Genomic DNA, 24233 nt, shown 5'->3' with positions numbered 1-24233 from the left:
GTATGGGGCTGCATCTGTGATCGGCACGACTTTTGGCACGGCAGTCGGCCTGGGCGTGCCCTCACCATCGCTACAATCTCCCGCCAAGAACGTCAACGCGCACCAGGGCAATGGGCCAGTACGATCTCATCCCTGCCCACTTTGACGAACATTGGAACGGCCATCCTCCGTGCGATAGTGCCAGGTCGCCCGGGTCATCCCGTTGCCGATCTCCTTGAGAGCATCACCTTGCAGTGCACGGATCGTCGGAAATTTGTTTCGCGAATACTGCAGAAGTTTCTCGTATTCGTCTGGTGTCAGCGAATCAAGAGGGCGTAGGCGCGGAGGGTCGTCGTCGGTGGCGAAGGGCTCGCCCTTGAGGTCGTTCGGATCGGCTTTGTTGTGCGTGATCAGTGAGGAGACCAGGAGTTGGCCGAAGAGTGCTTCTATGGCTTCGGTGTTGTTTTTGGGCTCCATGGTGATGTCGGCGGGCTGCTCTTCGAAGGGCTTGACGGCCTGGGCGGAGATCTTGTCCAGGACGGCCTGGATCGTCGCGTCGTAGGCCATCTGGGCAGGGGCGCCGCCTCGCTGGCCTACGATTTCCGCGCCCGCGTTGCCGACCAGGCCAAGGAGGCTGGAGACGTTGGCCTGTAGTTGCTTGTTGGCCGCCTCGACCCGGCCTCCTTCCGCAAGGACCGTCTGGTTTCGGGCTTCCAGGAGGTGGCCGAAGATCTGGGCGTTTGCGACGACGGCCCCGTTGAGGCGGTCGCGGTTGCCGGTGCCTACGGCGCTCTGGATGTCGACCTTCGCGTGGGCGATCTGGGCCTTGAGCAGCTTGTCGAAGGCGTTGGCATCCCGGGAGACGTCGAGCAGTACGTAGTCGAGATCGACGTCGGTGACTGGGGCGTCAGCACGTTTCGCACCGAGGATAAAGGTGCCGTAGATGTCGTTCACCTTGCGGATGTGGGTCGCGAGGATGTCGGCCGTGTACGGGCGGAGTCCGGAGAGGACGGCCAAGGACTCCTTCTTGCCGTCCACGATCTTGAGTATGTGGTCCGACCCCTCCTTCTCCTTCTCGACCTTGAAGTGGGCTCGGGCGTCCTTGGCGGAGGTTGTCCTGGACGATTTCCAGCGCCTTGCGGAGTTGGGTTTGAAGGTCGCGGTCGCTGCGTTCGAGTTCGCGGCCGAACCCTTGGGCGGACGCGCCGCCGACCCAGGTGTGGTCGTCCATGGCCCGCCTGGAGCCGGTGAACGTGTGCCAGTGCTCGTCCGACAAGGTGTCAACTACTCGGCCCCGAAGGGAGCGAGCTTGTTGGCTCAGTCTCGATAGGGCTCTGTTTATGCTCCCGGCCGTGCTTGGGGAGGACGGTCGCGGGTCACATCCACTGGTCCCGGCTATGCCGGGGCCGGTGCGGGCATGTTGACAAATACCCACGCCGTCCGTGCACGGTCTCTGACGTTCACGGCGGCGACGTGGTCGGCGGGGCCAGCGAGCCCGCACCGACGACAGCAGAAAAGGTCCCGCGAGGGACGGTTGTTCCTGGCGGTGTGGCCGCAGCGCGGGCAGCGCTGGGAGGTGTAGGCCGGGTCCACCTCGATGAACGGCACGCCCGCGCGGCGGGCCTTGTAGGCGATGAAGGCCCCGAGTTGGTGGAAGGGCCAGGACGACAGGCGTGCCCGCTGGTCGCGAGGAACCGTGACCCGTTCGCGGATGCCCTGGAGTTGTTCCAGGGCGATGCCGCGTCCGGTGCGTGCCGCGACGGCGACGACCTGTTTGGAGATTTTGTGGTTGAGGTGGGTGGCGTGGCGCTGCTCGCGCCGCGCCCGTTTGCGGAGGAGTTGTTTGGCCGAGCGTGTTCGTCTGGCCTGGAGTTCGGCCCGCTTGCGGGCCTGCCGGCGCCGGTAGCGGGCGAGCCTGCGGCCCTGGTGGTCGGTGCCGTCGCTGGTGGTGGCGAGGTTGACGACGCCCCGGTCCACCCCGAGGAAGTCCTTAGGTTCGAGCACCTGCGGTTCGGGCACCTCGATCGTGGCGATCAGGAACCACGTGCCGTCCCGGTGGAGGAGGTCGGATTCGCCCTTGCGGTGTGCGATCAGTTGCTTGAGCGCGTCCGGGGAGCAGGCGAACCGCAGGTTCTTCATCCGCCCGGCCACCGTCCAGATGCTCACCGTCTGCCCGTCGTAATTCCACGACAGGCAGCGGTCGTCGAAGGTGTGCGCGGCGTCGGGGCGGAAGACGATGGCCTTGGAGGTGGCCTTGCGGCGGCGTTTGGAGTGCTCGCCGCCGAGGTTGCCGTTGCGGATGTTGGCGCGCAGCGTGGTGCAGGCGTCCACCACCCGCTTGATCACATGCTGGGCCGCCTGCGCCCCCAGGCCACGGGCCTTGAGTTCGCCGTAGCACAGCTTGCGCAACGGCCTCTCACGCGCCTTCAGTCCGTACTGCTCGAACGCCACGGCCGACACCCAGTTCGCCGCGTCGTTGACCGCGTGCAGGGTCGCCCCCAACGCCGCCGCCTGCTCGGCAGCGGGTAGCAGTTTCACCTGCACCACGAGCTTCACACCGCCGACCGTAGCATTCCGTACCTATACTATCACCCAAAGTCACCGAACGGTGGATGTCGCAGGATGCCCTGAAGGTGCCGCGGCGCTGCGCGCCGCACTATTGGGGATGCGATTCCTCCCGGCCCTGAAGGGCCGGGGTTCCTCGCAAGAAGACTGCTGAAGCCTGCCCAGCAGCAACTGGAGCCGAAAACGATCGGCCTCGTTCAATGTGCACTCCCTCGTTACTCGCCTAAGTGTTCCACCGAACGTGACGATCCGTCACGCCATGGAGTCACCCTGTCACTCAGGTGGTAGCGCGGGGTTAGGTCAAGCACGGGTCCCGGCCTCGGGGGGATGGGCCGGGACCCGCGGTCTATCGGGAGGCGACGGTCAGCGGGTGGCCGCCTCGATGTTCTGCTGCGAACGCTTGATGTCCTGGCCGCCCTGCTCCAGCGCCACGGCCATCTTGTCGAAGGCGGTCTTGGCCTCCATCCACGCTGCGCGGAACCGGTCGGCCTGCGGGCCCCACCAGATCTCCTGGCTGCTGACCGTGCGACCGTTCAGGTCCTTGATCAGAGCGTCCAGGTTCCGGGAGTGCTTGCTGAACATCCGGGAAAGATCTTCCAGCGCCCCGATGCTGGCGCCTCTCTTGTCGGTCATGGTCGACCCTTTCGTCGCCGGAACGGCCTCACGCCCAGGGGTTGCTTTCCAGGCAATGCCGACAGCCTACGACTCATCGTTCACGACAATCCAGCGGCCAATCGATCATCGGCTGACGATTGTGCCGCATTTCCGCACGGACGGACTGTCCGGATGCGGCCATGCGGACCACGTCTGAGCACGGGCTTCGATGGGCAGCCGCCGCTCAATGATCACTCTCTGTCCATGACCTGACGTGGCCTATTACCCTGCGTCAAGAAATTCGCAGGTCGAGGAGCCGGGCTATGTAGGCGACGGCCTCCGCGGTATTCGCCGCCGGGCAAATGATCGTCTCCCATTCGGAGAGAAAGCACGCCCCGGCCTCGAAGGATCGCACGTGCACGTCCGTACTGAGGGGCACCTGGGGATGGGAGGCCCGCAGACAGGTCCGGCCGTCGTCCGCTGCCCTGAGCCTTGCCGGGACGCCCAGCTTGCCCAGGGCTTCGGCCAGTTCTTCCAGCCGCTCTACGCCGTCACCGTCACTCACACGCCCCACCGTCCGAGCCGCCTCCGATCCCGGACGGCCTCGTCGGCGAGCCGCTCGCAGAGCTGTCCGGGCGTGTCAGCGTCCAGCGACGCCTCCCAGCCCGCACGGAGTTGCGTCCGGTCGAGCGGCCCTCGGGTCGCCCACCACCGCCCCACGTCGCTCACCAGGACGTTCCATCCGAGGAACGCCCCCTGGATTCGCCGGCTGATGACCTGGTCGAGGCCGTCGCCGTATTCACTCACGACACGCGGCCGTCCGGCCCGGCGGACCATCACTCTCGTCCTGGGCTCCATCTCTTCTCCCTTCCGACAACGCTCATCGAGCAATCTAGACGTGTTAAAGACGTCTAGCCAACAGACGTATGACAGACGTACCTGGACAAAGTAAGACGTCTGCAGACGTCTAGTGTCCGGATCATGGACTGGGATCCGGGAGCCATCGCGCCGATCTACCAGCAGGTCGCTGGGGTGATCAAGCGTCGGATCGAGTCCGGCGCCCTGCCTCCGGGACGGCGGATCCCCAGCGAGAAGGAGCTGGTCGAGGAGTTCGGCATCGCGCGCGAGACGGCCCGCAGAGCGGTGGCCTGGCTCCGCGACGAAGGACTCGTCCGCACCTTGCCGCAGCGTGGCAGCTATGTCGTCCAGAGCGGGTCCGAGAGCGTGATCGACACCTGGTCGACCAATGACAGCGCGCCCGCCTACCAGCGCATCGCCACCCGACTCAAGGAGCGCATCGAGGCGGGACGGCTGCGCCCGGGCGGGCCGATCCCCAGCGAGAAGAAGATCGTCGAGGAGTTCGAGGTCAGTCGCGTGACGGCGCGGCGGGCTATCGCGTATCTGCGGGAGCAGGGGCTGATCTACACCGTGCCACAGCGCGGGTCCTATGTGAGCCCTCGCGACTGACCCGGGACTAGCGGGAGCGGGGGTCGGGGTCGTTCACGGGTTGGGCTTCCGCGTCCAGGACGCGTTCGCCGGTGAGGATGATGCGGTCGCCGCTGGCGACGAAGTCGAAGCGGCGGCGGACGGACTGGACGAGCTTGCCGGCCTCGTGGCGGATCTCGGTCTTCTCGACGGCGTCGAGGGTGATGTGGTCGCCGGCGCGGACGGCCCGGGCGTCGGCGAGGCGGGTGCGGGCGCCGGTGTAGGCGGGCCCGCCCTCGACGGGGGCGCGGTTGCGGTTCTCCAGGTCGCGCACGGCGCGTTCCTGGACGCGGGCCAGGCGCGGGGCGATGGCGACGCCCATGACCTCGGTGGGGACGCGCTCGGGGTCGTGGCTGACCTTCCGCACGAGGGCCCGGGAGCGGAACTGGACGAGGCTGCTGGCCGCGACGGTGAGCTGTTCCCGCGTCTCGGAGTCCACCGTGGGACGGTCGATGCCGATCGTGGACGAGGGCGGCACAACGCAGAAGGCCGTGGCGAGCGCCAGGCCCAGGTATCTCCAGCGGCGGCCCATCGGACTCCCGGTCGTCGGCGGATTCCTCGCGAAGATACACCCGCCGGACGATCTACGTGGAATGAAAATGGTTATCACTCTGTTGGGCTCGGTGGGAGGTAGCGATGAAGAAGAACATTCACCCCGAGTACCGGACCGTCGTCTTCCGCGACCGGGGCGCCGGGCACGCGTTCCTGACCCGCTCGACCGCCGGCGGCGGGCTGACGATCGAGTGGGAGGACGGCCGGACCTACCCCGTGATCGACGTGGACGTCTCCTCGGCCAGTCACCCGTTCTACACGGGCCGGACCAGGGTCCTGGACTCGACCGGCGCGGTGGAGAAGTTCAGGCGGCGGTACGGGAAGTGACACAGGCGGGCCCCTTTTCCGGACTACGAGCGCGTTCATGATGCGGCCTTCTTCAGAACGCGCGGGAGGTGGGCGTGCCGGTGCTCGATCTCGACATCTCGGTCCAGGTCACGGACCTTCTGACCAAGGATTTCGGTGAGCCCACAGCGGCGGCGATGCCCGGGATGAGCGGGACCGAGATGTACGAAGTACTGGCCGAGGTCGTCCGGAACGGCTGTGTGGTCGAGCTGACCGCCGCCGCGAACCGGGTCAATCTGGCCGAGGCACAGCCGATCTGGATCTTCGTGGCGTTCATCGCGGTCACGACCGTTCTACGTCGGGCGGATTCCGTCCAGGAAGTTGTTGACGAGTGCGACGATGAAGTCGTCGGTGACGGGTTCGTCGGGGATGAGCAGTCGGTGGTAGACGGCGCCCCAGAGTTGGTCGATGAGGACTTGCACGTCGATGTCGGTGCGGATCTGGCCGAGTTCCTGGGCTCGGTGGAGGCGTTCCGCCGCGAGTCTGCGCCGGCGCGATGAGTACAGCTTCCGGTAGGCGGTGGCCAGGTCCTGGTCTGTCTGTGACTGGCCGATCAGCTCGGTCAGTACTCGCCCGCCTGGGGTCTGGGTCATGACGTGGGCGAAGGCGCGAAGTTGGGTGAGCAGGTCGGCGCGGATGTCTGCGGTGTCGGGGAAGGCGAGCGTTTCCTGGACGGCGTGTACGTAGCCGTCCAGGGCGAGGGCTCCTTTGGAGGGCCACCATTTGTAGAGGGTGGTCTTGCTGACGCCCGATGTCCTGGCGATGCGTTCGAAGGTGAGGTCGGCGATGCCTTCGGTGAGCAGCAGGTCGCCGACGGTGCGAAGGACATCTGCGCGGACCTCGTCCGCGGGTCGGCGGCCTCGTCCGCGGCCGTTGCCTTCCTTGGCGGCGGGGCCGTTCGCGTTGTTCGCCACGTGTGCTCCTGCTCGGTTGCGGGGGGCGTGTCGGTTTCCAGGCGGGCGCTGCCCGCGGTCGAGTCGGCGGGTGGTGTCGCGGCCGGTGTCACGGGCGATCCGCAGCCTGGCGATCAGTCCGTCGCGCAGGTGGAAGGTCATGGGGCCGGTGCCGTTGTGGCCGTTGCCGGTCACTGTCAGGGTCGCGACATAGGTGTCGGGGGACGAGCCGGGATCGATCGCGGCCAGCTCGAGGTGTGCCTGGACGCCGATGTTGTCGGTGCGGTCCCAGGCGCGCACGCCGTCGCGGCCGTGGTACTCGCGGCCCCAGTCATCGAGGTTGGCGTCGTGGGTGAACGCGGCGGCGAATGCCTTGGCGTCGCCTTGGTTGGTCGCCTCGATGAACGTCTGGATGGCGGCCGGGGTATCGATGGTGGTCATGGTGATCGCCTCGGTGGTGAGGGGAGCCGGGACGGGAGGGCTGATGTCCCTCACCCGTCCCGGGCCCGGGGTTCAGCGCTGGACGGTGAGCAGGTCGGCGAGGTCGATGCGGGTGAGGAACTCACGGCGGATGCGGTCTGCGGTCTCGGAGACCTCCTCGGATCCGTCGTCGGCGGGGTCGATGTGAACGCGGTAGGGGCGCTGTCCGGCGGGCAGGGCGACGATACGGGCGATCTCGTCGGAGACTAGCGACGCCCTCGCGTCTTGGGGGGCGAGGGCGGCAAGCTTGGTCGCCACCTGGTCCATCAGACCGGCGTACCTGGTCTCGTACTCGGCCTCGACGGTGGTGTCGTCGGGGCGGCCGGAGTGGGCGAAGTGGTTGGTGCCGCTGGTGAACGAGCCGGGGACGATGATCGAGGTTTCCACGCCCCAGCGGGTGAGTTCGCCGGCGTAGGACACCGCGAGGGAGTCCATGGCGGCCTTGGCGGCGAAGTAGGGGGCGAGGTAGGGCGGGGTGCCGCCTTTGACGCTGGTGCTGGAGACCCAGAGCACCAGCCCTTGTCCGCGTCGGCGCATGCCCGGCAGCGCGGCGCGGTTGACGCGCTGGGTGGACAGCACGTTCACGTTGTAGAGTTCGGTGAGTTGGTCGGGGGTGAACGCCTCGGCCGGCCCGGTCACCATGTGGCCGGCGTTGTGGATCAGCACGTCGATGTGGCCGTGCTCGGCCTCGATCCGTGCGATGGCGGTGTCGACCGAGTTCTGATAATTCACGTCGAGCTCGATGGAGCGCAGGTCGACGTTGTGCTCGTCGGCGTAGTCGGCGGCGGCCTGGACCTGGGGCGCGTTGCGGCCGGTGGTCTGGCGCATGCCGGCGTAGACGGTGTGGCCGGCGTCGGCCAGCGCGCGGGCGGTGAGGGCCCCGAATCCGCTGGAGGCGCCGGTGATGACGACGACGTTGCCGGTGGTGGACATGAGCGTGGTTCCTTTCAGCAGTGATGGCCGGGGGCGGGTTTTCTGCGTGCGCGGCAGGGGTCACGCGAGGCCGCCGTTGGCGTAGAGGATCTGTCCGTTGACCCAGCGGGCGGGTCCGGCGAGGAAGGAGACGACCTCGGCGATGTCCTCGGGCCGGCCCAGCCGCTCGAGCGGGGTCGCCTGGGCGAACTTCGCGATGGTGGCGTTGTCCTTGCCGTCCAGGAACAGCGGTGTGGCGGTGGGGCCGGGCGCGACGGCGTTGACGGTGATGTCGCGGCCGCGCAGCTCACGGGCCAGGGTGAGGGTCAGGCCCTCGACCGCGGCCTTGCTGGCGACGTAGGCGCCGTAGGCGGGGAGCTGGGTGCGGACCACCGAGGTCGAGAAGTTGACGATCGCGCCACCCGGGCGGACGCTGTGCGCCGCCTGCTGGGAGACGACGAAGGTGCCGCGGATGTTCGTGCGGTGCATCCGGTCCAGGTCGGCGAGGTCGAACGTTGCGATCGGCGCCAGGATCATGATGCCGGCGGTGTTCACGACCACGTCGACGCCGCCGAAGGCCGACTCGACCGCGTCGAACGCCGTGCTCATTGCGGTCTCGTCTGCGACATCGGCTCCCACTGCCAGGGCCCTGCCGCCGGCCGCGGTGATCGCGGACACGGTTTCCTCGGCCCTGGCCTTGTTGCCCGCGTACTGCACGGCGACCGCGAAACCGTCCTGGGCGAGCCGCTCGGCTACGGCACGGCCGATGCCGCCCGAGCCGCCGGTGACCAGCGCGACGCGATCGGTGGTGGAGGTGTTCATGGGGTTCTCCCTTACCGATTGATATGAACGCTACGTACATATAATCGCGTAATGAACGTGGCGTCCATATGTGTGGGCAAGATTTTCCGGACGATCGAGGACGGACACCTCTTCGCGGCGTCGTCCAGGGCTGAGCCGGTGGCCAGGTCGCGGACGGCGGTGATGGCCGCCTCGGCACCGTCGCAGAGTTCGGCGATTGGCCTGGGCGCGGTCGGCGGTGAACCGGATCTGCTGCTTGTGCAGCAGCGACAGTGGCCGCGAGGCGGCCATGCGGATCTCGGCCATGGCGTTGAAGACGTCCATGGAGGCATCGGCCTCGGTTCCGTCACAGGCCGTGCGGGCTTGGGCGGCTAGCGACTCCCGCTCGGCGCGCACGGCCTCGTCGTACTCGCCGTCGTACTCGCTGTCGTACTCGCTCTGCCGATGCCTGGTGACCTCGGCGGCCGCAGCGCGGTCGGCCGCATCGGCGGCGGCCTGCCGGGCCTCGAACTCCTCCAGGTCCTCCCGCGCCGCCGCCCGGGACCCCTCATCGGCCAGCAGAGCGGTCTTGACCGCCGTCGGGTGGGTCATGACGTAGGTGCTGGCCGAGGGGCGGGTTCCGGACTTTTCCGCCTCCCGCTCGATCGCCTCGCGCCGCTTGGGCGAGATGTTCCTGGCATCCCAGCCGCGGTAGTAGCCGTTCTTGCCATCGAACGGATACTGCTCGGCATCGGGAAGTTCGACGTCGTCGCCGGGATGCATGGCGAGGGCGTGCGGAACGACGCCCTCGGCGGCCAGGCGGTTCCAGACGTCCCAGAGGGCCATGACCCGCTTGGCGCTGGTGCCGGCCCGGCGGGCGAACTCCCGGGCACTGATGCGCCGGAAGCTGCTTCGGTCCGCAACATCTCGAACATCAGTCCACGATGTGTTTCGACCGAAACGCTTCGTGGACTCTTGTTCGAGTCCGACGCCGGAGCCTTCGCCGGGCTCGACCTGTCTGGCAACCAGATAGGCCAGCACCCAGGGGCCTTTGCTTTCCAAGGTGGCGAACTGAACGATATCGGCATCCAGGGCGTCCTCGCCGTCGTCGCCGACGGCCTGCTCTGGCGGGTCCTCAGGCGAGTGCTGGCCCATCACGCCAGTACGAACTGGAGCTACGCGCCGAACGCCAGGCCGAGGGGATCGCCGCCGCCAAACGTCGCGAAGCCACTGGCGCCATGCTGCCCGACAAGAAGAAGACCGGCCGGCCGCGCGCTATCGGCCCTGCCGAACTGGCCACGCTGCGCCGCCTGGTCGACGACGGCGCCTCGGTCACCGAAGCCGCCCGCACCCTCAAAATCGGCCGCTCCACCGCCTACTCAGCACTCACGCGAGGCTGACCAGTAGCTGTCCCATCCCGCATCCCGTTTCCGCCAGTATCACCCCCGGGATCCACTCAAGATCATCCCAATGTGGGTTTTGGGCTTATGTGGGCTGCCCCCCAGTTGGCCACAGAAGTCAGCGCTCGAAGTGACGGCGGGCTGCCTCGATGTGGCCGAGGTATCGGCGGGTCCAGCCGCACATCCCGTCGACTGTCGCTCGCAGGGCCTGGCCTGGCTCGGTGAGGGTGTATTCGACGCGTGGTGGGACGGTGGGATACACGGTGCGCTCGACCAGGCCGTTGCGCTCCAGCATGCGCAGGTTCTGGGTGAGCATCTTGTGGCTGATGCCCTCGATCTCGTTCCGCAGCTGGCTGAAGCGCAGGGTGCGATCACCGAGACCCTCGACGATCAGGAACGCCCACTTGTTGGCGACGTCGGAGAAGATCTCCCGCGCCAAGGAGTCCGCACGCGCCAGGTCCGCGTCCTCGGGCGAGCCCGTGAACTGCTTGGTCACCATAAGGTTCTCCAGTCACTGAAAAGTGCGTTCTTCCATGTCAGCAGCCACTCTCCTACAGTTCCTGAGTAACCACAAGAGATCAAGAGTGTCTTAGTAGTCGCGGACGCGAACCCACGGGCGCTCAGGACGAGGAGACGGACAGCATGGCCATCACCTTTGTGAACCCCAGTGGATTGCCCAAGATCGATGTCTACCGGCAGGTGTCGATCGCATCAGGATCGAGGCTGGTCTTCATCGCCGGGCAGGTCGCATGGGACGCCGAGGGAGTCACGATCGGCGAAGGCGACCTCACCGCCCAGGTCGAGCAGAGCTATCTCAACGTCGGCACCGCCCTGGCCGAGATCGGGGGCTCCTTCGACGACGTGGCGAAGCTGACCTTCTACGTCGTCGACTGGACCCCCGACAAGATGCCGGCACTCCTGGAAGGGATCTCCCGCGCAGCCGCGAAGCTGGGGGTCACCCCGGCCCCGCCGGCCACGCTGATAGGCGTTGCCGCACTGGACGTCCCCGACCACCTGGTCGAGATCGAAGCCACCGCGATCCTCGACTGAAAGACGTCATCGGCTCACCGAGCACCGAAGCGGCCAGCTACGGTGCTCATCCGCCAACCAGTGTGCTCGGTCACAGGTGTCCGTTCCGGCCGAGGCGTGCGAGCGCCCGGGGTCGCTGAGCAGGGACTCGCAAGGTAGGTCCGAACAGCAGCCGTCGATGTCCAGCCGCTCGCAAGGCAAATCCGGAACTCGCAAGGTTCGCGTGGACGGGACAGGAGAGGTTTCATGGTCGGGGTTCTCCTGATCGTTGCGGGTCGGTGAAGGTGGGGATGCCGAGGGCGACTAGTTGGGGGCGGCCGTCGGCGGGTGTGCGGTTGAGGTTGGTGAGCTTGGCGGTCGCGGCGGTGAGGCTGACCTGGAGGCCTTCGACCTCACCGAGCCAGCCATTGGCCTTCGCTTCGGCGACGCGGTCGCGGAGGTTGCCGATGATCTCGATGAGGCAGGGCTTCTGGTCCGGGTCGAGTTGGAGGACGGGGCAGCGGATGCCCCGTTAACTGAACTAACTCCGATGTTTCAGCAGTTCATGGCGAGTTTCGATGACTGGCGCTAATTTGTCCGCGTGATCGAATCGGATGGGGAACAAGGACGCGATCTGTCCCGGCTCGTGGTGTCGCGGGCGGGTCGTCTCGTGGCTACCGGCGATGCCGGTGAGCCGTATCGCATCGCGGGTCCCGGCGGCGAGGTCGTGGAGCCGGTGTCGGTTTTCCTGCGGGACCTGCTGGCGTCGGGCAGGTCGGAGTCGACGCTGAGGTCGTACTCGATTGACCTCCTGCGATGGTGGCGGTTCCTGGACGCCGTCGCCGTGGAGTGGAATCGCGCGTCGCGGACCGAGGCGAGGGATTTCAGCTGCTGGATCCAGCTGACGGCCAAGCAGCGGCTGCAGACGTCCCGGCCCCAGGCAGCCCGGCTGTCCTCGCTGGTAGCGGGAGCGCCGAACCTGGTGACCGGCAAGCCGGCGTCTGGCGACGGGTATGCGCCGTCCACTGTGGCGCATAGCGAGACGGTGCTGCGCCGGTTCTACGACTTCCACCGCGACTGCGGCACCGGCCCGGTGCTGAACCCGTTCCCGCTGGATGCCTCCCGTCGCCGTCGCGGTCGCCCGAACGCGCATCACAACCCGATGGACGAGTGGAGGTCAGAGCGGGCCGGGCGTTACCGGCCGACGGTGCCCAAGCGGATCCCGCGGGCCATCCCCGATGAGTGGTTCAACAAGCTGTTCGCGTCTCTGCGCTCGCACCGGGACCGGGCTCTTGTCGCGTTCTGGATCTCCACTGGAGCCAGGGCCGCAGAGCTGCTGGGCATGCGGCAGTGCGACTTCCGTCCCGGCGAGCAGCTGATCAGCGTGGTCCGCAAGGGCACGCGGGCCGTGCAGGAGCTCCCGGCATCAGCGGACGCGTTCGTGTGGCATCGGCTCTACCAGCAGGAACTGCTCCGGATGGGAACGCCCCGGGGTCGACGGCAACCGGCCTGGTGGACGCTGCGGCGGCCCTACCGGCCGCTGAGCTATCACGGGGCGCACCGGATGTTCGAGCGGGTGAACGCCTCACTCGGAGCGAACTGGACGCTGCACGACCTGCGGCATTCGGCAGCATCCAGGATGGCCCGTGACGGCGAGCTCAGCCTGACCGACGTGCAATGGGTGATGGGGCACGCGCACCTGACCACGACGGAGATCTACCTGACCCCCACCCGGGACGAGGTGATCGAGGGCGTGCTCGCCCACCATGCCCGCCAGTCCCGGGCGGAGCAGGCTCCGCCGCCGCAGCCGGCACCGGGCTATGACCCTCAGTCGCTGTCGGTGCTGTTCGGGCGGCCGTCATGACCGCTGTCGTGAAGCACACGATCCGGAGCAAGCAGGCAACGGCGGGCAGTGCGGCTCCGGCGCAGCCGCGCAACAGCCAGTTGCGCAGGCAGTTCCCACCCCGGGTCGCCCAGGAATGGTGGCCGGCGACGGCCCAGGGCGAGGACGAGGTGCTGCGGCGGCTGACCTCGCCGCCGTTCCTCCCGGAAGTGAAGGCGACCCGGGCGGGACGGCGCCGAGGAACGGCCAAGCTGCTGCGCTGGCTGTCCTCGTTTCCCGGAGACACCTGGCAGCAGCGGTGGGAAGCCTCCGGGGCCGAGGAGCATCCGGGCAGTTCGTGGCTGCTGCTCCCGTTGGGCTGGCTGCGCGACAACGGCACCGCGGCCTCCTATGACGAGAACGACCTTTCGTCGGGGCTGCTGATGCTGATCTGCGGGGACGTGATCCGCCCCGGCATGGCCTGGATGGTGACCCGGGCCCACAGGCACCTGGCCCCGGTCATGGCGCAAGTACGCGACCCCGCCGGGTTCGCCCGGCTGCGCGAGCTCGCCGAGGCCGGGCCAGCGTCCGCCCTGAAGGACGCCAGGCTCGCGGCCACCAGGATCGCGACCATCCTGGCCTGCAAGGGCGGCGTCATCAGCGACATCGCCGTCGGGGACTGCGTGGAGATGGCCGACACCCAGCGGCTGGTCCACTCCCGCGGCGGTCAGAACAAGGTCGACTTCTACCTCCGGCTGCATGCTCTCGGAATCTTCCCCACCGACGCCCCGGCCACCATCCGCGCGTTCGGCATGGCCCAGGGACAGCTGACCATCGAGGAACTTGTCGACCGCTATCGGCTGCAGTGCAAACCGGTCCGTGACCTGCTCGTGGACTACCTGAAGGAACGTCAGCCCGCACTCGACTACGCCAGCTTGGAAACCATCTCAGCGTCCTTGGCGGGCCTGTTCTGGGCCAGGGTCGAGGCCCTGTCCCCGGGCATCACGACGCTACGGCTGCCGCCGGAGGTCGCCCGGGCCTGGAAGGAAGACCTGCAGACGATCAAGCGCAGCGTCACCGGCCCCGACGGGAAGAAAACCGTCGTCACCCGCCCGCGCATCAACGCCAAGGACGAGCTGATACGCGTCCGGGCGCTCTATCTCGACATCGCCCAGTGGGCCATGGAGGAGCCGGAACGCTGGGCGCAGTGGGCGGTACCGAGCCCGGTCAGCGACGCGGAGATCAACTGGGCCAAGGAACGCAGGCGGCGCAAGGCCCGGATGGACCAGCGGACCCGCGAGCGGCTGCCCGTCCTGCCCGTCCTCACCCGCACCGCCGCCGAACGCAGGGCCACCACCGCCCGCCACCTCCAGGCCGCCACGACGACACCGCCCGGCGAAATCATCGAAGGAACCGGCGGGACACTGCGCAGGGCCATGACGCCCACGGCCAACGGCAGGCACGTGTGGGCCGACGACACCGCCACCGGCAAGCGCCGCAACCTGTCGTATGAGGAAGAAGAAGCCTTCTGGGGGTTCGCCACGATCGAGGTCCTGAGGCTGACCGGGATCCGCTGCGAGGAGCTCCTGGAACTCACCCACCACGGCATCACCGAGTACCGGCTACCCTCGACCGGCGAGCTCGTCCCGCTGCTGCAGATCGCCCCGAGCAAGACCGATACCGAGAGACTTCTCCTGGTCAGCCCCGAGCTGGCCGACATCCTGTCGGCAATCATCAGCCGACTCCGAGGCCCCAGCGGCGGCGTCCCGCTGACCGTCTCCTACGACGTCCGGGAACGGGTCTGGAACCCTGCGATGCCGCTGCTTTTCCAACGGCCCATCGGCAGCGAGAACCGGGCATTCACCCCCAGCGCGATCCGCAAACTGCTCATCAACACGCTCGCCGCGACCGGCCTGACCGACGCCGCCGGCGACCCACTCATGTTCTCCCCGCACGATTTCCGCAGGATCTTCGTGACCGACGCCATCATGAGCGGCCTACCGCCCCACATCGCCCAGGTCATCTGCGGGCACAAGACCATCGACACCACGATCGGGTACACGGCCGTCTACCCTGCCGAGGCGATCGAGGCCCACCGGGCGTTCATCGCCCGTCGACGAGCGACCCGGCCCAGCGAGGAATACCGTACTCCCACCGAGGAAGAGTGGGACGCTTTCCTCGCGCATTTCGAGAAGCGGAAGGTGTCCGTGGGCACCTGCGCCCGCGCGTTCGCGTCACCTTGCGTCCATGAACACGCGTGCGTCAGGTGCTCACTCCTGAGGCCGGACCCCGCCCAGCGGAGCCGTCTCGAAGAGATCCGGGACAACCTGCACGACCGCATCGCCGAGGCTGAACGCGAAGGCTGGCTCGGCGAGATCGAGGGCCTCAAGGTCAGCCTCGCCGGCACCGAGGACAAGCTCGCACAGATCGACACCTCCCTGCAACGCCAGGAACAGGGCGTGCGCCTCGGCATGCCCGCATTCCCCGACATCGCCGGCCGGTCCGTCCCGCCCGCACCCGAAGGAACCCCGTGACCACCCTGCCCCCCCCCCCGCCAGCTCGGCGACACGTTGCACGCCAGCGCCGGCGGCATCTATCCCCTCGAAACCGGCAACGGCCTGCTCATCGCCGAAGCCGAACGTGAAGGCTGGGCTCGGTGAGGTTGAGGGACTGCGGGTCAACCTCGCCGGCGCCGATGGCAAACTCGCTCAACTCGACGCACAACAAGAACGCCAACGGGCCCCGGTTATCCTGGGCATCCCCACCCTCGATCAGATCGTCGCCCACACCAGCGATGTGAGCAAACCCTGAGCCGACATCCACGAAGCGTTCCCCAAACCCGCCTGCTGCCTCATCACTTACCAGCATTTCGTGATCACGGACTACCGTGCCGGGCATGAGCACGGACGACTGGTTGACCGACATCCGAACCTCTTACGACACGGTCGCAATCAGCTACGCCGATCAAGTGCGCGATGCCATCGCCGGGCACCAGTACCTTCGCGCCGCTCTGGCGTTGTTCGCCGACAGCGTGCGGGCCGCGGGCGGCGGGCCGGTAGCGGATGTCGGCTGCGGCCCCGGACAAGTCACCGCCCACCTGCACAGGCTCGGCATCGACGCCTTCGGTATCGACCTCTCCCCGGGGATGATCGACGTGGCCCAGCGCGAACACCCTGGCTTGCGGTTCGAGGTGGGCTCGATGACGGACTTGGACCTCCCGGCCGCCTCAGTGACCGGCCTGCTCGCCTGGCAGTCGTTGATCCATATACCCGACGACGAGGTGCCGACCGTGTTCGGGCACTTCCATCGCACATTGCGTCCAGGCGGACCTCTGCAGCTTCTGTTTCACGTCGGCGACGAGTCGCAGTTGAAGACACAGGGCTACGGTGGTCACCCCATGAAGGTTCATGTCCACCGCCGTCAGCCGGACCAGGTGGCCGCCTGGCTGCGTGACGCCGGATTTGAGGTCGAGGCCCAGATGCTGCTCGACCCGGTTGAGAAGACTTCACAAGCGTTTCTCTTCGCACGCCGTAAGCTCTGCCAGTAGTTCAGAGAAGCAGGCGTGTTCGTGCTGGCAGGGCGTGCCGTAGGGGCGTCCGCAGTTGCCGAGGGAGACCTTGCGGAGCTCGAAGTGCTGCTGGAAGTCGAGCCATTCCTGGTCGGTGGGGTCGCGGTATTCCTCGGCGGGCCGGTCGGCGCGGCGCCGGTCCAGGAACCCGCGATAGGCGCGGACCAGGTCGTCCTGGAAGACCGCCAGGTAGGCCTGGGTGGTGGTCAGGGACTTGTGGCCCAGGATGCGGGCAGCCACCGCCACCAGCGCAGCAGATCGAAGGCGTAGCTGCGCACGCTGCCGGTCCGGTTGTTCCAGGCAACGAAATCAAGCAGGAACCTGCGGATCGGCCGCACAGCCTCTCCTTCCTCATCAAGAACCAGCCAGGGAACGACCCCCGGATCAGCAGCCACCCGCCCCCACCGGGGCAGACAGATCGTCCGGATGTCACGAGTCGTCTCGATCACCTGCGTTGCGCTCCTTCGTCGGGGATGCGCAACCTCTACCGAGACCGCCCGACGGAAGCGCTCTACGTCACGGCGTGTCACTCGGTAGTCCGGTCAACAACTCGGTGGGGCCCGCCTTTTCAGTCGGCTTCTATCTGCAGCGCCGCGACCCTCGACCGGGCCTGCGCCATGGCCTCGTGGTAGCGGGTCTCCCATTCGGGATCGCCGTCCGGGATCGAGGCGACGGTCTGCCGTCCCAATTCGCGTCCGGCCTCGGTGACCTGGCGCACCATGACCGTGGTGACGCCGCCGGACGACTCGGTGTGGGTCTCCCAGCGCGCGGGCGGCGCCGCCTTCCGGTCGGTGACGGCGTAGTAGACCAGGATCGCGACCACGACGATCAGGGCCGCGATCGCCAGCATGATCAGCGCTCGCATCGGCCGGCTCAGTCCTTCGGCAGGAGCGCGCCGTTGGGGTTGCCCGGCGCGTACACCGTGATGCCCTGCGGCAGCGCCTTCAACTCCTCGATCCGCGCGCAGGTCGGGCACTTGTTGTACCCGTCCTGGCGGGCCTTGTTGGCCGCGGCCTCGGCCTGTGCCGTGGCGACCTTCGCCTGCGCCTCGCTGACCTGGGCGAACGCGGCCTGCGCGCGGTCGACGGCGTCCTGCACCCGGTCCGGCAGCGCGACCTTGACCAGGTTGAAGCGGATGTTGGTCAGGAAGTCGCCGCCGAGAGTGGAGCGCAGATCCGCGGCCAGGCTGGTGTTGATCGCCGTCTGCACCTTGGCGATGTTGGCGTTGTTGCTCTGCGCCTGGGCGCCCTGCCGGGGCTTCGCGGAGGTGTTCTGCACCAGGGCGCAGGACGAGACAAGCTCGGCGCACCGGAAGCTGTTGACCTGGCTGCGCAGATCGTTGTCGATCACCGGCCGGACGATCTGGTCGAGGAAGGCCAGCCAGCCCTTGTCGCCTTCCCACGGGTAGTACGTGTCACCGCCCCCGCCGCGGAACTTGCGGGTGCCGAACTTGTCGTCGAAGGCGCGCAGCGCGGCGCGGTCCTGGTTGAGGGTGAAGTAGAGGGTGCCCTCGATGCCCATGTTGACGCCGTCCGCGCTGGGCACGGTGACGACGTCGACACCGGAGGTCTCGGCCTTCTTGGCCTCCGAGGTGATGGTGTAGAAGCGCTGCTGGGCGGGGTAGCGGTGCACCTTGGAGTACAGGCCGACCCAGGTGCGGCCCGACCCCTGGGGGATCACCTGGCGGATCTTGTTGTCGTCGAAGAAGCCCCCGTTGCGGACGACCGCGACCTCCCCGCCCCCGGTCCGCTCGTACCCGCCGAGCAGGGCGCTCAGCGTGGGCCCTCCGACCAGCACCAGCGCGACCGCCAGGATGATCGCGGTGCGCCGCTGGAGCCGCCGCGATCCACGCGCGGCGGACGACTCGTTCTCGGCCACGGCCAAGCTCCTCTCCGCCAGGGCCGCACGGCCCCGGGCACGGCGATCGGACGCCGCGGGGCGCGGGACGGAACCCGTATGGCCGGACCCGGCCGCCGAACCCGGGAACGGCGGCTCGGTCGCTTCGAGCAACCCCTTACCGAAATGCGGGAGCGCGATTATCTAGACTGCGCGTGCGAGGTTAGGGAGGAGACCCACGTGCGCAAGGTCCTGATCGCCAACCGCGGTGAGATCGCGGTCCGTATAGCCCGTGCCTGTCGCGACGCGGGGCTCGCCAGTGTCGCGGTGTACGCCGAGCCGGACCTGGACGCACTGCACGTTCGGGTCGCCGACGAGGCGCACGCGCTGGGCGGCCAGACGGCCGCCGACAGCTACCTGGACATCGACAAGATCCTGAAGATCGCGGTCGACGCCGGCGCGGACGCGGTGCACCCGGGGTACGGCTTCCTGGCCGAGAACGCCGATTTCGCCACCGCGGTCGAGGCCGCCGGGCTGACCTGGATCGGCCCGCCGCCCGCGGCGATCACCGCGCTGGGCGACAAGGTGCAGGCCCGGCACATCGCGCAGAAGGTGGGCGCGCCGCTGGTGGCCGGCACCAAGGACCCGGTGTCGGGGGCCGAGGAGGTCGTGGCGTTCGCCGAGGAGCACGGGCTGCCGATCGCGATCAAGGCGGCGTTCGGCGGCGGCGGGCGCGGCCTGAAGGTGGCCCGCACGCTGGACGAGGTCGCCGACATGTACGAGTCGGCCGTGCGCGAGGCCGTGTCGGCGTTCGGGCGCGGCGAGTGCTTCGTGGAACGCTACCTGGACCGTCCCCGGCACGTGGAGACGCAGTGCCTGGCCGACAAGCACGGCAACGTGGTGGTCGTCTCCACCCGTGACTGCTCGCTGCAGCGCCGCCACCAGAAGCTGGTCGAGGAGGCTCCGGCTCCGTTCCTGAACGGGGAGCAGGTCGAGCTGCTCTACAGCTCGTCCAAGGCCATCCTGAAGGAGGCCGGGTACGTGGGCGCCGGGACGTGCGAGTTCCTGGTGGGCCAGGACGGCACCATCTCGTTCCTGGAGGTCAACACCCGGCTGCAGGTGGAGCACCCCGTGACCGAGGAGGTCGCGGGCATCGACCTGGTGCGGGAGATGTTCCGGATCGCCGACGGCGAGGAGCTGGGGTACGGCGACCCGGTGCTGCGCGGCCACTCGATCGAGTTCCGGATCAACGCCGAGGACCCGGGCCGCAACTTCCTGCCCGCGGTGGGGACGCTGACCGCCTGGCAGCCGCCGTCCGGGCCGGGCGTGCGGCTGGACACCGGCTGCGTGGAGGGGCAGACCATCCCGCAGCAGTTCGACTCGATGATCGCCAAGCTGGTCGTGACGGGCGCCACCCGCCGCCAGGCCGTCGAGCGCTCACGGCGCGCCCTCGCCGAGTTCGCGGTGGAGGGGATGCCGACCGTCCTCCCGTTCCACCAGGCCGTGCTGAACGACCCGGCCTTCGTCCCCGACGACGAGGCCGAGCCGTTCTCCGTCCACACCCGGTGGATCGAGACCGAGTTCGACAACACGCTGCCTCCGTACGAGGGCGGGGTGGCCGAGGACGAGGAGGCGGGCGAGCGCGAGCGGGTCACCGTCGAGGTCGGCGGCAAGCGGCTCGAGGTCGTGCTGCCCGCGGGCCTGGGCGCCTCCGCGGCCCCCGGCGCCGCCGGGGCCCCCGCGAAGCGGCGCGCCGGCAAGAAGGGCGGCAAGGCGCAGGCGTCGGGGGACGCGCTGGTCAGCCCGATGCAGGGCACGATCGTCAAGCTGGTCGCCGAGGAGGGCGGGACGGTGGCGGCCGGCGACCCGATCGTCGTCCTGGAGGCGATGAAGATGGAGCAGCCGCTGAACGCGCACAAGGCGGGCACGGTCACCGCGCTGTCGGCCGAGGTGGGCCAGACCGTCTCCAACGGCGCCGTCATCTGCGAGATCAAGGACGCCTGACGCCGTCCGGCGAAGCGCACGTCCCTAGACCAGGGGCGTGCGCTTCGTCATATTTGGGGCAATTGTGGCGCTTTAAAACGGGTATGCCACAAATAACCGGAACGGTCTGTGAGGCCTGCTCGTCTACCAGGTGAGGAGGCAGACTTTCATCATGAACACCGAACCCCGGCCGCAGCGGGCGCTACGCCGCGGCGCACTGGCGGCGGCCGCGGCCGCCGTCCTGATGCTGCTGTTCGGCTTCGCCGCACCCGCCCAGGCGGACGACAACCCCTCCACCATCGCCAACGGCCTCAGCAACTCCCGGCTGTACGTCACCGAGGCGGCCCGGCCCCAGGCGTCCCTCGACCAGAACGCCGTCAAGGCGTCCCTCGACCGCAACTCCGACGCCGACATCCGCGCCGTCGTGGTCCGCAACGGCGTCGGCCAGCAGGACATGGGCCGGATGCTCGTCGCCGTCAAGGACCGCGTGAACAAGGGCGACACCTACGTCGCGATCACCGCGGACGGCTCCCGCATGACCGGCATCTCCAAGATGTTCGACGTCAAGGAGATCAACCGGCTGATCTCCCAGTCCGCGCCGGGCAGCGGCAACGTCCAGACGCGGCTGGCGGCCTTCTCCGACCAGGCCGAGCGGCAGGCCGACGACAAGGCCCGCTCCGGCATGATCGGCGGCTTCGTCACGCTGGGCCTGGTCATCGTGATCATGGCCGGTGCGTTCGGCGCGTTCCTCGTCGCCGGCAGGCGCCGGCGCGAGCGCGAGGCCCAGCAGATGGCCGACCTGAAGCAGGGCGTCGAGGAGGACGTGACCCTGCTCGGCGAGGACATCGCCGAACTCGACCTCAACGTCATGGACCACGACCTCGACCCCGACACCCGCCACGACTACGAGCGGGCCATGAACTCCTACGACGAGGCCAAGACGGCGACCGAACGGGCCGCCAGGCCGTCCGACATGGAGAACGTCACCACGGCCCTGGAGAACGGCCGTTACCACATGACCGCCACCCGCGCCCGCCTCGCCGGCGAGCCGGTCCCCGAGCGGCGCGCGCCGTGCTTCTTCAACCCGCAGCACGGCCCGTCCGCACAGGACGTCACGTGGGCACCCCCGGGCGGCGTCGCCCGTTCCGTCCCCGCATGCGAGACGGACGCGCAGCACGTCCTCAAGGGCCAGGACCCCGACGTGCGAATGGTCCCGTACGGCGACGGCCGCCGCCCTTACTACGACGCGGGCCCGGCGTACGCCCCCTACGCGGGCGGCTACTACGCCTCGTACGGCGGCCTCGACCTGCTCAGCGGCATGATGATCGGCACCATGCTCGGCTCCATGATGAGCGGCGGCTACGGCGGCTACGGCGGAGGCGACATGAGCGGCTTCGGCGGCGACGGCGGCGACGTAGGCGGCGGCTGGGACTTCGGCGGAGGCGACTTCGGAGGCGGCGGAGACTTCGGCGGCTTCTAAGTCAATGTGGAGGGGCGCCCCCCACACCGCCCGCGCGGGGTGGGCGGCCCCACGCCCCGGCAGGGGGACAACCCTGCACCCCGACGGTCTGCCCGGTGTCCCGGGCCCATCGCGGTGGGCCCGGGACGCGCTGGGTTCCTGCCTCCAGCCGGAGATCGCACGCAGTCCGGCTAGAAGGCGTGTTCGGCCATGAGCCTTCTGGACGCCTCCGTGATGCTGCCCGACAAGGACGGGTAGACGGCGAAGGTCTGGGCCAGCTGGTCCACGGTCAGGTGCTGCTGTACGGCCACCGAGACGCCCAAAATCAGTTCGCTTGCCCGGGGGGCGACGATGACGCCGCCCAGGACGATGCCGGTGGACGGGCGGCAGAACAGCTTGACGAAGCCGTCCTCGAAGCCCTGCATCTTGGCGCGGGCGTTGCTGAACAGCGGAAGCATGACAGTGCGGGCGTTCACTTCGCCCAGGTCGACCATCTTCTGCGTCACGCCGACGGAGGCGACCTCCGGGTCGGTGAAGATGTTCGAGGCGACCCAGCCGAGCTTGAGCGGCTGGACGGCCTCGCCCAGGGCGTGCCACATGGCGATGCGGCCCTGCATGCCCGCGACGGAGGCGAGCATGAGGATGCCGGTGCAGTCGCCGGAGGCGTAGATGTGCGGGACGCTGGTGCGGGAGACCTTGTCGACCTCGACGAAGCCGCGGGAGTCGAGCTTGACGCCGGTCTTCTCCAGGCCCATGCCGCGGGTGTTGGGCTCCATGCCGACGGTCATGAGGCAGTGCGAGCCCTCGACCTTGCGGCCGTCCTCCAGGGTGACGATCACACCGTCGCCGGAGCGCTCCACGCCGGCCGCCCGGGACCGCGACATGACGTTCATCCCGCGGCGCAGGAAGACCTCCTGGAGAACCGCGGCGGCGTCGGCGTCCTCGGTGGGGAGGATCCGGTCGCGCGAGGAGACCAGGGTGACCCGGGAGCCGAGGGACAGGTACGCGCCGGCCAGTTCGGCGCCGGTCACGCCGGAGCCGACCACGATCAGCTCTTCGGGCAGTTCGGGCAGGTCGTACAGCTGGCGCCAGTTGAGGATGCGCTCGCCGTCGGGTTCGGAGCCGGGCAGCACGCGCGGGGTGGCGCCGGTGGCGATCAGCACGACGTCGGCCACGATGCGGCGGTCGCCGACCGAGACGACGTGCGGCTCGTCCAGCCGCGCCGCACCCCGGACGATCTTGACCTCCTCGTAGGCGAGCCGTTCGGCGACGTCGAACGACTGGGCCCGGGCCAGGTCCTTCACCCGCTTGTTGACGGTGGGCAGGTCGACCTCCAGGCCGCCGACGATGCCGTCCGGGCCGCCGTTGAAGCGCACGCCCAGCCCTTCCGACTCCGACATCACCGCCATCCGGGTCGAGGTCGCGATGAGCGTCTTGGACGGCACGCAGTCGGTGAGCACGCAGGCGCCGCCGGGTCCGTCGCGCTCGACCACGGTCACGTCGGCGCCGAGCTGTGCCGCGACGAGCGCGGCCTCGTAGCCGCCCGGGCCTCCTCCTATGATCACGATGCGGGTCACGCCCCCATTGTTTCTCACTCCCGGGGGTGACCCGACCAGGGGTCCGGCTCGCGGCGCGCCCGGGGAGGTCCCCGCGAGGCGGGGTCGCTGACGTACGCTTGGCGACCGTGGCACTGTACGCGGCGTACGCCTCCAACATGGATCCCGAGCAGATGGCTGCCCGGGCACCGCATTCGCCCATGCGCGGCACCGGCTGGCTCGCGGGCTGGCGACTGACCTTCGGCGGCCAGGACGTGGGCTGGGACGGCGCCCTGGCGACGCTGGTCGAGGACGGCGGCGAGCAGGTGTTCGTCGTGCTGTACGACGTCCCGGCCTGGGACGAGACCGAGCTGGACGCCTGGGAGGGCGCGGCCCTCGGCGTCTACCGGAAGATCCGGGTGCGGGTCTCCACCCTGGAGGAGGACGTGCTGTGCTGGCTGTACGTCCTGGACGACTACGAGGGCGGGCTGCCCTCGGCGCGTTATCTGGGGATCCTGGCCGACGCGGCGGAGGCCGCCGGGGCGCCGGACGACTACGTGAAGGACCTCCGCAACCGCCCCTGCAAGTCGATCGGCGATTAACTTCTCACGCGGTGGCTTTTCGCCCCGCCTCTCCCCCTAGGGTGTCGATCATGGCCTCTCGCATTTCCGAGCTGGTGATCGATTGCCGGGATCCGCAGACGCTGGCGGCGTTCTGGTGCGAGGTGCTGGGGTTCGGTGTGCTGAGCACCGACGACGACGGCGCGGTGGAGATCGGGCCGCCAGAAGGGTTCGGCGGCTTGCAGCCGACCCTGGTCTTCAGCCCCAGCACCGAGCCCAAGACGGGCAAGCTGCCGCTGCACATCGACGTCAACGCCACCGACCGCGACCAGGACGCCGAGCTCGAGCGCCTGCTGGCCGCCGGCGCACGCCCGGTCGACATCGGCCAGACCGGCCAAGAGAGCTGGCATTGCCTGGCCGACCCCGAGGGCAACGAATTCTGCCTCCTGCGAGCCCGCCTGACCTGAGCACGACCGC

General features: G+C 68.6%; 29 protein-coding genes. 12 read left to right on the top strand and 17 right to left on the bottom strand.

Going from position 1 to position 24233, the window contains the following annotated elements; genetic code table 11:
* Window positions 1-126: 126 nt before the first annotated feature.
* The 5 genes from ABD340_RS40955 to ABD340_RS40935 form a co-directional block, all read right to left on the bottom strand.
* Entirely contained in the window at window positions 127-1017 is an 891-nt protein-coding gene (locus ABD340_RS40955; RefSeq protein ID WP_344596693.1) for a DUF6571 family protein, read from the bottom strand.
* A gap of 357 nt (window positions 1018-1374) precedes the next feature.
* Window positions 1375-2535, bottom strand: coding sequence for an RNA-guided endonuclease InsQ/TnpB family protein (locus tag ABD340_RS40950; protein ID WP_344596691.1), 1161 nt, complete (start codon window positions 2533-2535; stop codon window positions 1375-1377).
* A gap of 372 nt (window positions 2536-2907) precedes the next feature.
* Window positions 2908-3177, bottom strand: a complete 270-nt coding sequence (locus ABD340_RS40945; RefSeq protein WP_344596690.1) for a WXG100 family type VII secretion target — start codon at window positions 3175-3177, stop codon at window positions 2908-2910.
* Between the two features lie 253 nt (window positions 3178-3430).
* Window positions 3431-3703 (bottom strand): hypothetical protein, encoded by a 273-nt coding sequence (locus ABD340_RS40940; RefSeq protein ID WP_344596688.1) that lies wholly within the window; start codon window positions 3701-3703, stop codon window positions 3431-3433.
* Entirely contained in the window at window positions 3700-3945 is a 246-nt protein-coding gene (locus tag ABD340_RS40935) for a hypothetical protein (protein ID WP_344596686.1), read from the bottom strand. Before ABD340_RS40935 ends, ABD340_RS40940 begins: the two co-directional genes overlap by 4 nt.
* A gap of 174 nt (window positions 3946-4119) precedes the next feature.
* Here ABD340_RS40935 and ABD340_RS40930 point away from each other — a divergent pair, with 174 nt between their 5' ends.
* The gene (locus ABD340_RS40930) at window positions 4120-4605 is read left to right on the top strand and encodes a GntR family transcriptional regulator (protein WP_344596685.1); all 486 of its coding nucleotides are present in this window, start codon (window positions 4120-4122) and stop codon (window positions 4603-4605) included.
* Window positions 4606-4612: 7 nt separating this feature from the next.
* On the opposite strand, the gene ABD340_RS40925 is transcribed toward ABD340_RS40930, so the two are convergent.
* Window positions 4613-5155, bottom strand: coding sequence for a hypothetical protein (locus tag ABD340_RS40925; RefSeq protein WP_344596683.1), 543 nt, complete (start codon window positions 5153-5155; stop codon window positions 4613-4615).
* Between the two features lie 104 nt (window positions 5156-5259).
* Here ABD340_RS40925 and ABD340_RS40920 point away from each other — a divergent pair, with 104 nt between their 5' ends.
* A complete protein-coding gene (locus ABD340_RS40920; protein ID WP_344596681.1) occupies window positions 5260-5502 on the top strand; it encodes a type B 50S ribosomal protein L31 in 243 nt (80 codons plus the stop codon).
* Between the two features lie 311 nt (window positions 5503-5813).
* Here ABD340_RS40920 and ABD340_RS40915 read toward each other — a convergent pair whose 3' ends face one another.
* The 4 genes from ABD340_RS40915 to ABD340_RS40900 all read right to left on the bottom strand — a co-directional run bounded on the left by ABD340_RS40915 (window position 5814) and on the right by ABD340_RS40900 (window position 9740).
* Window positions 5814-6854 carry a TetR/AcrR family transcriptional regulator C-terminal ligand-binding domain-containing protein gene (locus tag ABD340_RS40915; protein WP_344596679.1) on the bottom strand — a complete coding sequence of 347 codons (1041 nt, stop codon included), beginning with the start codon at window positions 6852-6854 and terminating at the stop codon, window positions 5814-5816.
* A gap of 72 nt (window positions 6855-6926) precedes the next feature.
* On the bottom strand, window positions 6927-7826 hold the full coding sequence (locus ABD340_RS40910; RefSeq protein ID WP_344596678.1) for an SDR family oxidoreductase: 900 nt from the start codon (window positions 7824-7826) through the stop codon (window positions 6927-6929).
* A gap of 60 nt (window positions 7827-7886) precedes the next feature.
* Window positions 7887-8627, bottom strand: coding sequence for an SDR family oxidoreductase (locus ABD340_RS40905; RefSeq protein ID WP_344596677.1), 741 nt, complete (start codon window positions 8625-8627; stop codon window positions 7887-7889).
* 30 nt (window positions 8628-8657) lie between these two features.
* On the bottom strand, window positions 8658-9740 hold the full coding sequence (locus tag ABD340_RS40900; protein WP_344596676.1) for a hypothetical protein: 1083 nt from the start codon (window positions 9738-9740) through the stop codon (window positions 8658-8660).
* 83 nt (window positions 9741-9823) lie between these two features.
* On the opposite strand from ABD340_RS40900, the gene ABD340_RS40895 reads away from it, so the two are divergent.
* Window positions 9824-9985, top strand: coding sequence for a helix-turn-helix domain-containing protein (locus tag ABD340_RS40895; RefSeq protein ID WP_344596674.1), 162 nt, complete (start codon window positions 9824-9826; stop codon window positions 9983-9985).
* 118 nt (window positions 9986-10103) lie between these two features.
* On the opposite strand, the gene ABD340_RS40890 is transcribed toward ABD340_RS40895, so the two are convergent.
* Entirely contained in the window at window positions 10104-10484 is a 381-nt protein-coding gene (locus tag ABD340_RS40890; RefSeq protein ID WP_344596673.1) for a winged helix-turn-helix transcriptional regulator, read from the bottom strand.
* A 143-nt stretch (window positions 10485-10627) separates the two neighbouring features.
* Between ABD340_RS40890 and ABD340_RS40885 the strand changes: the two genes are divergently transcribed.
* From ABD340_RS40885 to ABD340_RS40870, 4 genes are all read left to right on the top strand, one after another.
* Window positions 10628-11035, top strand: a complete 408-nt coding sequence (locus tag ABD340_RS40885) for a RidA family protein (RefSeq protein ID WP_344596671.1) — start codon at window positions 10628-10630, stop codon at window positions 11033-11035.
* A 286-nt stretch (window positions 11036-11321) separates the two neighbouring features.
* Complete coding sequence (locus ABD340_RS40880) at window positions 11322-11585, top strand: hypothetical protein (protein ID WP_344596670.1); 264 nt, start codon at window positions 11322-11324, stop codon at window positions 11583-11585.
* Between the two features lie 9 nt (window positions 11586-11594).
* Window positions 11595-12857 (top strand): tyrosine-type recombinase/integrase, encoded by a 1263-nt coding sequence (locus ABD340_RS40875; RefSeq protein WP_344596669.1) that lies wholly within the window; start codon window positions 11595-11597, stop codon window positions 12855-12857.
* The gene (locus tag ABD340_RS40870) at window positions 12854-15349 is read left to right on the top strand and encodes a tyrosine-type recombinase/integrase (RefSeq protein WP_344596667.1); all 2496 of its coding nucleotides are present in this window, start codon (window positions 12854-12856) and stop codon (window positions 15347-15349) included. Before ABD340_RS40875 ends, ABD340_RS40870 begins: the two co-directional genes overlap by 4 nt.
* A gap of 88 nt (window positions 15350-15437) precedes the next feature.
* On the opposite strand, the gene ABD340_RS40865 is transcribed toward ABD340_RS40870, so the two are convergent.
* Window positions 15438-15740 carry a hypothetical protein gene (locus ABD340_RS40865; protein ID WP_344596666.1) on the bottom strand — a complete coding sequence of 101 codons (303 nt, stop codon included), beginning with the start codon at window positions 15738-15740 and terminating at the stop codon, window positions 15438-15440.
* On the opposite strand from ABD340_RS40865, the gene ABD340_RS40860 reads away from it, so the two are divergent.
* Window positions 15712-16362 (top strand): class I SAM-dependent methyltransferase, encoded by a 651-nt coding sequence (locus tag ABD340_RS40860; protein WP_344596665.1) that lies wholly within the window; start codon window positions 15712-15714, stop codon window positions 16360-16362. The genes ABD340_RS40865 and ABD340_RS40860 overlap by 29 nt on opposite strands.
* Here ABD340_RS40860 and ABD340_RS40855 read toward each other — a convergent pair.
* The 4 genes from ABD340_RS40855 to ABD340_RS40840 form a co-directional block, all read right to left on the bottom strand.
* Complete coding sequence (locus tag ABD340_RS40855) at window positions 16321-16623, bottom strand: hypothetical protein (RefSeq protein ID WP_344596663.1); 303 nt, start codon at window positions 16621-16623, stop codon at window positions 16321-16323. The genes ABD340_RS40860 and ABD340_RS40855 overlap by 42 nt on opposite strands.
* On the bottom strand, window positions 16590-16832 hold the full coding sequence (locus tag ABD340_RS40850) for a hypothetical protein (protein WP_344596661.1): 243 nt from the start codon (window positions 16830-16832) through the stop codon (window positions 16590-16592). Before ABD340_RS40850 ends, ABD340_RS40855 begins: the two co-directional genes overlap by 34 nt.
* A 119-nt stretch (window positions 16833-16951) precedes the next feature.
* Window positions 16952-17248 carry a hypothetical protein gene (locus tag ABD340_RS40845; RefSeq protein ID WP_344596659.1) on the bottom strand — a complete coding sequence of 99 codons (297 nt, stop codon included), beginning with the start codon at window positions 17246-17248 and terminating at the stop codon, window positions 16952-16954.
* Window positions 17249-17256: 8 nt separating this feature from the next.
* The gene (locus tag ABD340_RS40840; RefSeq protein ID WP_344596658.1) at window positions 17257-18261 is read right to left on the bottom strand and encodes an SPFH domain-containing protein; all 1005 of its coding nucleotides are present in this window, start codon (window positions 18259-18261) and stop codon (window positions 17257-17259) included.
* A 198-nt stretch (window positions 18262-18459) separates the two neighbouring features.
* On the opposite strand from ABD340_RS40840, the gene ABD340_RS40835 reads away from it, so the two are divergent.
* Together ABD340_RS40835 and ABD340_RS40830 are read left to right on the top strand one after the other, a co-directional pair.
* On the top strand, window positions 18460-20223 hold the full coding sequence (locus tag ABD340_RS40835; protein ID WP_344596657.1) for an acetyl/propionyl/methylcrotonyl-CoA carboxylase subunit alpha: 1764 nt from the start codon (window positions 18460-18462) through the stop codon (window positions 20221-20223).
* A 151-nt stretch (window positions 20224-20374) separates the two neighbouring features.
* Window positions 20375-21682, top strand: coding sequence for a hypothetical protein (locus ABD340_RS40830; protein ID WP_344596656.1), 1308 nt, complete (start codon window positions 20375-20377; stop codon window positions 21680-21682).
* A gap of 170 nt (window positions 21683-21852) precedes the next feature.
* Here ABD340_RS40830 and ABD340_RS40825 read toward each other — a convergent pair whose 3' ends face one another.
* On the bottom strand, window positions 21853-23238 hold the full coding sequence (locus ABD340_RS40825) for an NAD(P)H-quinone dehydrogenase (protein ID WP_344596655.1): 1386 nt from the start codon (window positions 23236-23238) through the stop codon (window positions 21853-21855).
* A gap of 107 nt (window positions 23239-23345) precedes the next feature.
* Here ABD340_RS40825 and ABD340_RS40820 point away from each other — a divergent pair, with 107 nt between their 5' ends.
* Together ABD340_RS40820 and ABD340_RS40815 are read left to right on the top strand one after the other, a co-directional pair.
* Window positions 23346-23798 carry a gamma-glutamylcyclotransferase gene (locus ABD340_RS40820; protein WP_344596653.1) on the top strand — a complete coding sequence of 151 codons (453 nt, stop codon included), beginning with the start codon at window positions 23346-23348 and terminating at the stop codon, window positions 23796-23798.
* Between the two features lie 50 nt (window positions 23799-23848).
* On the top strand, window positions 23849-24223 hold the full coding sequence (locus tag ABD340_RS40815; protein WP_344596652.1) for a VOC family protein: 375 nt from the start codon (window positions 23849-23851) through the stop codon (window positions 24221-24223).
* The last annotated feature ends 10 nt before the right edge of the window (window positions 24224-24233 follow it).

This window comes from Actinomadura vinacea (assembly GCF_039532545.1).
Classification (GTDB): Bacteria; Actinomycetota; Actinomycetes; order Streptosporangiales; family Streptosporangiaceae; genus Spirillospora; species Spirillospora vinacea.
The sequence above is the reverse complement of the archived record's forward strand: the minus strand, read 5'-3'. Positions and strand labels throughout refer to the sequence as shown.

Excerpts from the sequence above, each read along its gene's own strand:
- ABD340_RS40945 (WP_344596690.1), bottom strand. The coding sequence starts at position 3,177 with ATGACCGACAAGAGAGGCGCCAGCATCGGGGCGCTGGAAGATCTTTCC.
- ABD340_RS40930 (WP_344596685.1), top strand. The coding sequence starts at position 4,120 with ATGGACTGGGATCCGGGAGCCATCGCGCCGATCTACCAGCAGGTCGCT.
- ABD340_RS40845 (WP_344596659.1), bottom strand. The coding sequence starts at position 17,248 with ATGCGAGCGCTGATCATGCTGGCGATCGCGGCCCTGATCGTCGTGGTC.
- ABD340_RS40885 (WP_344596671.1), top strand. The coding sequence starts at position 10,628 with ATGGCCATCACCTTTGTGAACCCCAGTGGATTGCCCAAGATCGATGTC.
- ABD340_RS40910 (WP_344596678.1), bottom strand. The coding sequence starts at position 7,826 with ATGTCCACCACCGGCAACGTCGTCGTCATCACCGGCGCCTCCAGCGGA.
- ABD340_RS40870 (WP_344596667.1), top strand. The coding sequence starts at position 12,854 with ATGACCGCTGTCGTGAAGCACACGATCCGGAGCAAGCAGGCAACGGCG.
- ABD340_RS40830 (WP_344596656.1), top strand. The coding sequence starts at position 20,375 with ATGAACACCGAACCCCGGCCGCAGCGGGCGCTACGCCGCGGCGCACTG.
- ABD340_RS40865 (WP_344596666.1), bottom strand. The coding sequence starts at position 15,740 with ATGTCGGTCAACCAGTCGTCCGTGCTCATGCCCGGCACGGTAGTCCGT.
- ABD340_RS40925 (WP_344596683.1), bottom strand. The coding sequence starts at position 5,155 with ATGGGCCGCCGCTGGAGATACCTGGGCCTGGCGCTCGCCACGGCCTTC.
- ABD340_RS40815 (WP_344596652.1), top strand. The coding sequence starts at position 23,849 with ATGGCCTCTCGCATTTCCGAGCTGGTGATCGATTGCCGGGATCCGCAG.
- ABD340_RS40915 (WP_344596679.1), bottom strand. The coding sequence starts at position 6,854 with ATGACCACCATCGATACCCCGGCCGCCATCCAGACGTTCATCGAGGCG.
- ABD340_RS40920 (WP_344596681.1), top strand. The coding sequence starts at position 5,260 with ATGAAGAAGAACATTCACCCCGAGTACCGGACCGTCGTCTTCCGCGAC.
- ABD340_RS40890 (WP_344596673.1), bottom strand. The coding sequence starts at position 10,484 with ATGGTGACCAAGCAGTTCACGGGCTCGCCCGAGGACGCGGACCTGGCG.
- ABD340_RS40895 (WP_344596674.1), top strand. The coding sequence starts at position 9,824 with ATGCTGCCCGACAAGAAGAAGACCGGCCGGCCGCGCGCTATCGGCCCT.
- ABD340_RS40860 (WP_344596665.1), top strand. The coding sequence starts at position 15,712 with ATGAGCACGGACGACTGGTTGACCGACATCCGAACCTCTTACGACACG.
- ABD340_RS40900 (WP_344596676.1), bottom strand. The coding sequence starts at position 9,740 with ATGGGCCAGCACTCGCCTGAGGACCCGCCAGAGCAGGCCGTCGGCGAC.
- ABD340_RS40905 (WP_344596677.1), bottom strand. The coding sequence starts at position 8,627 with ATGAACACCTCCACCACCGATCGCGTCGCGCTGGTCACCGGCGGCTCG.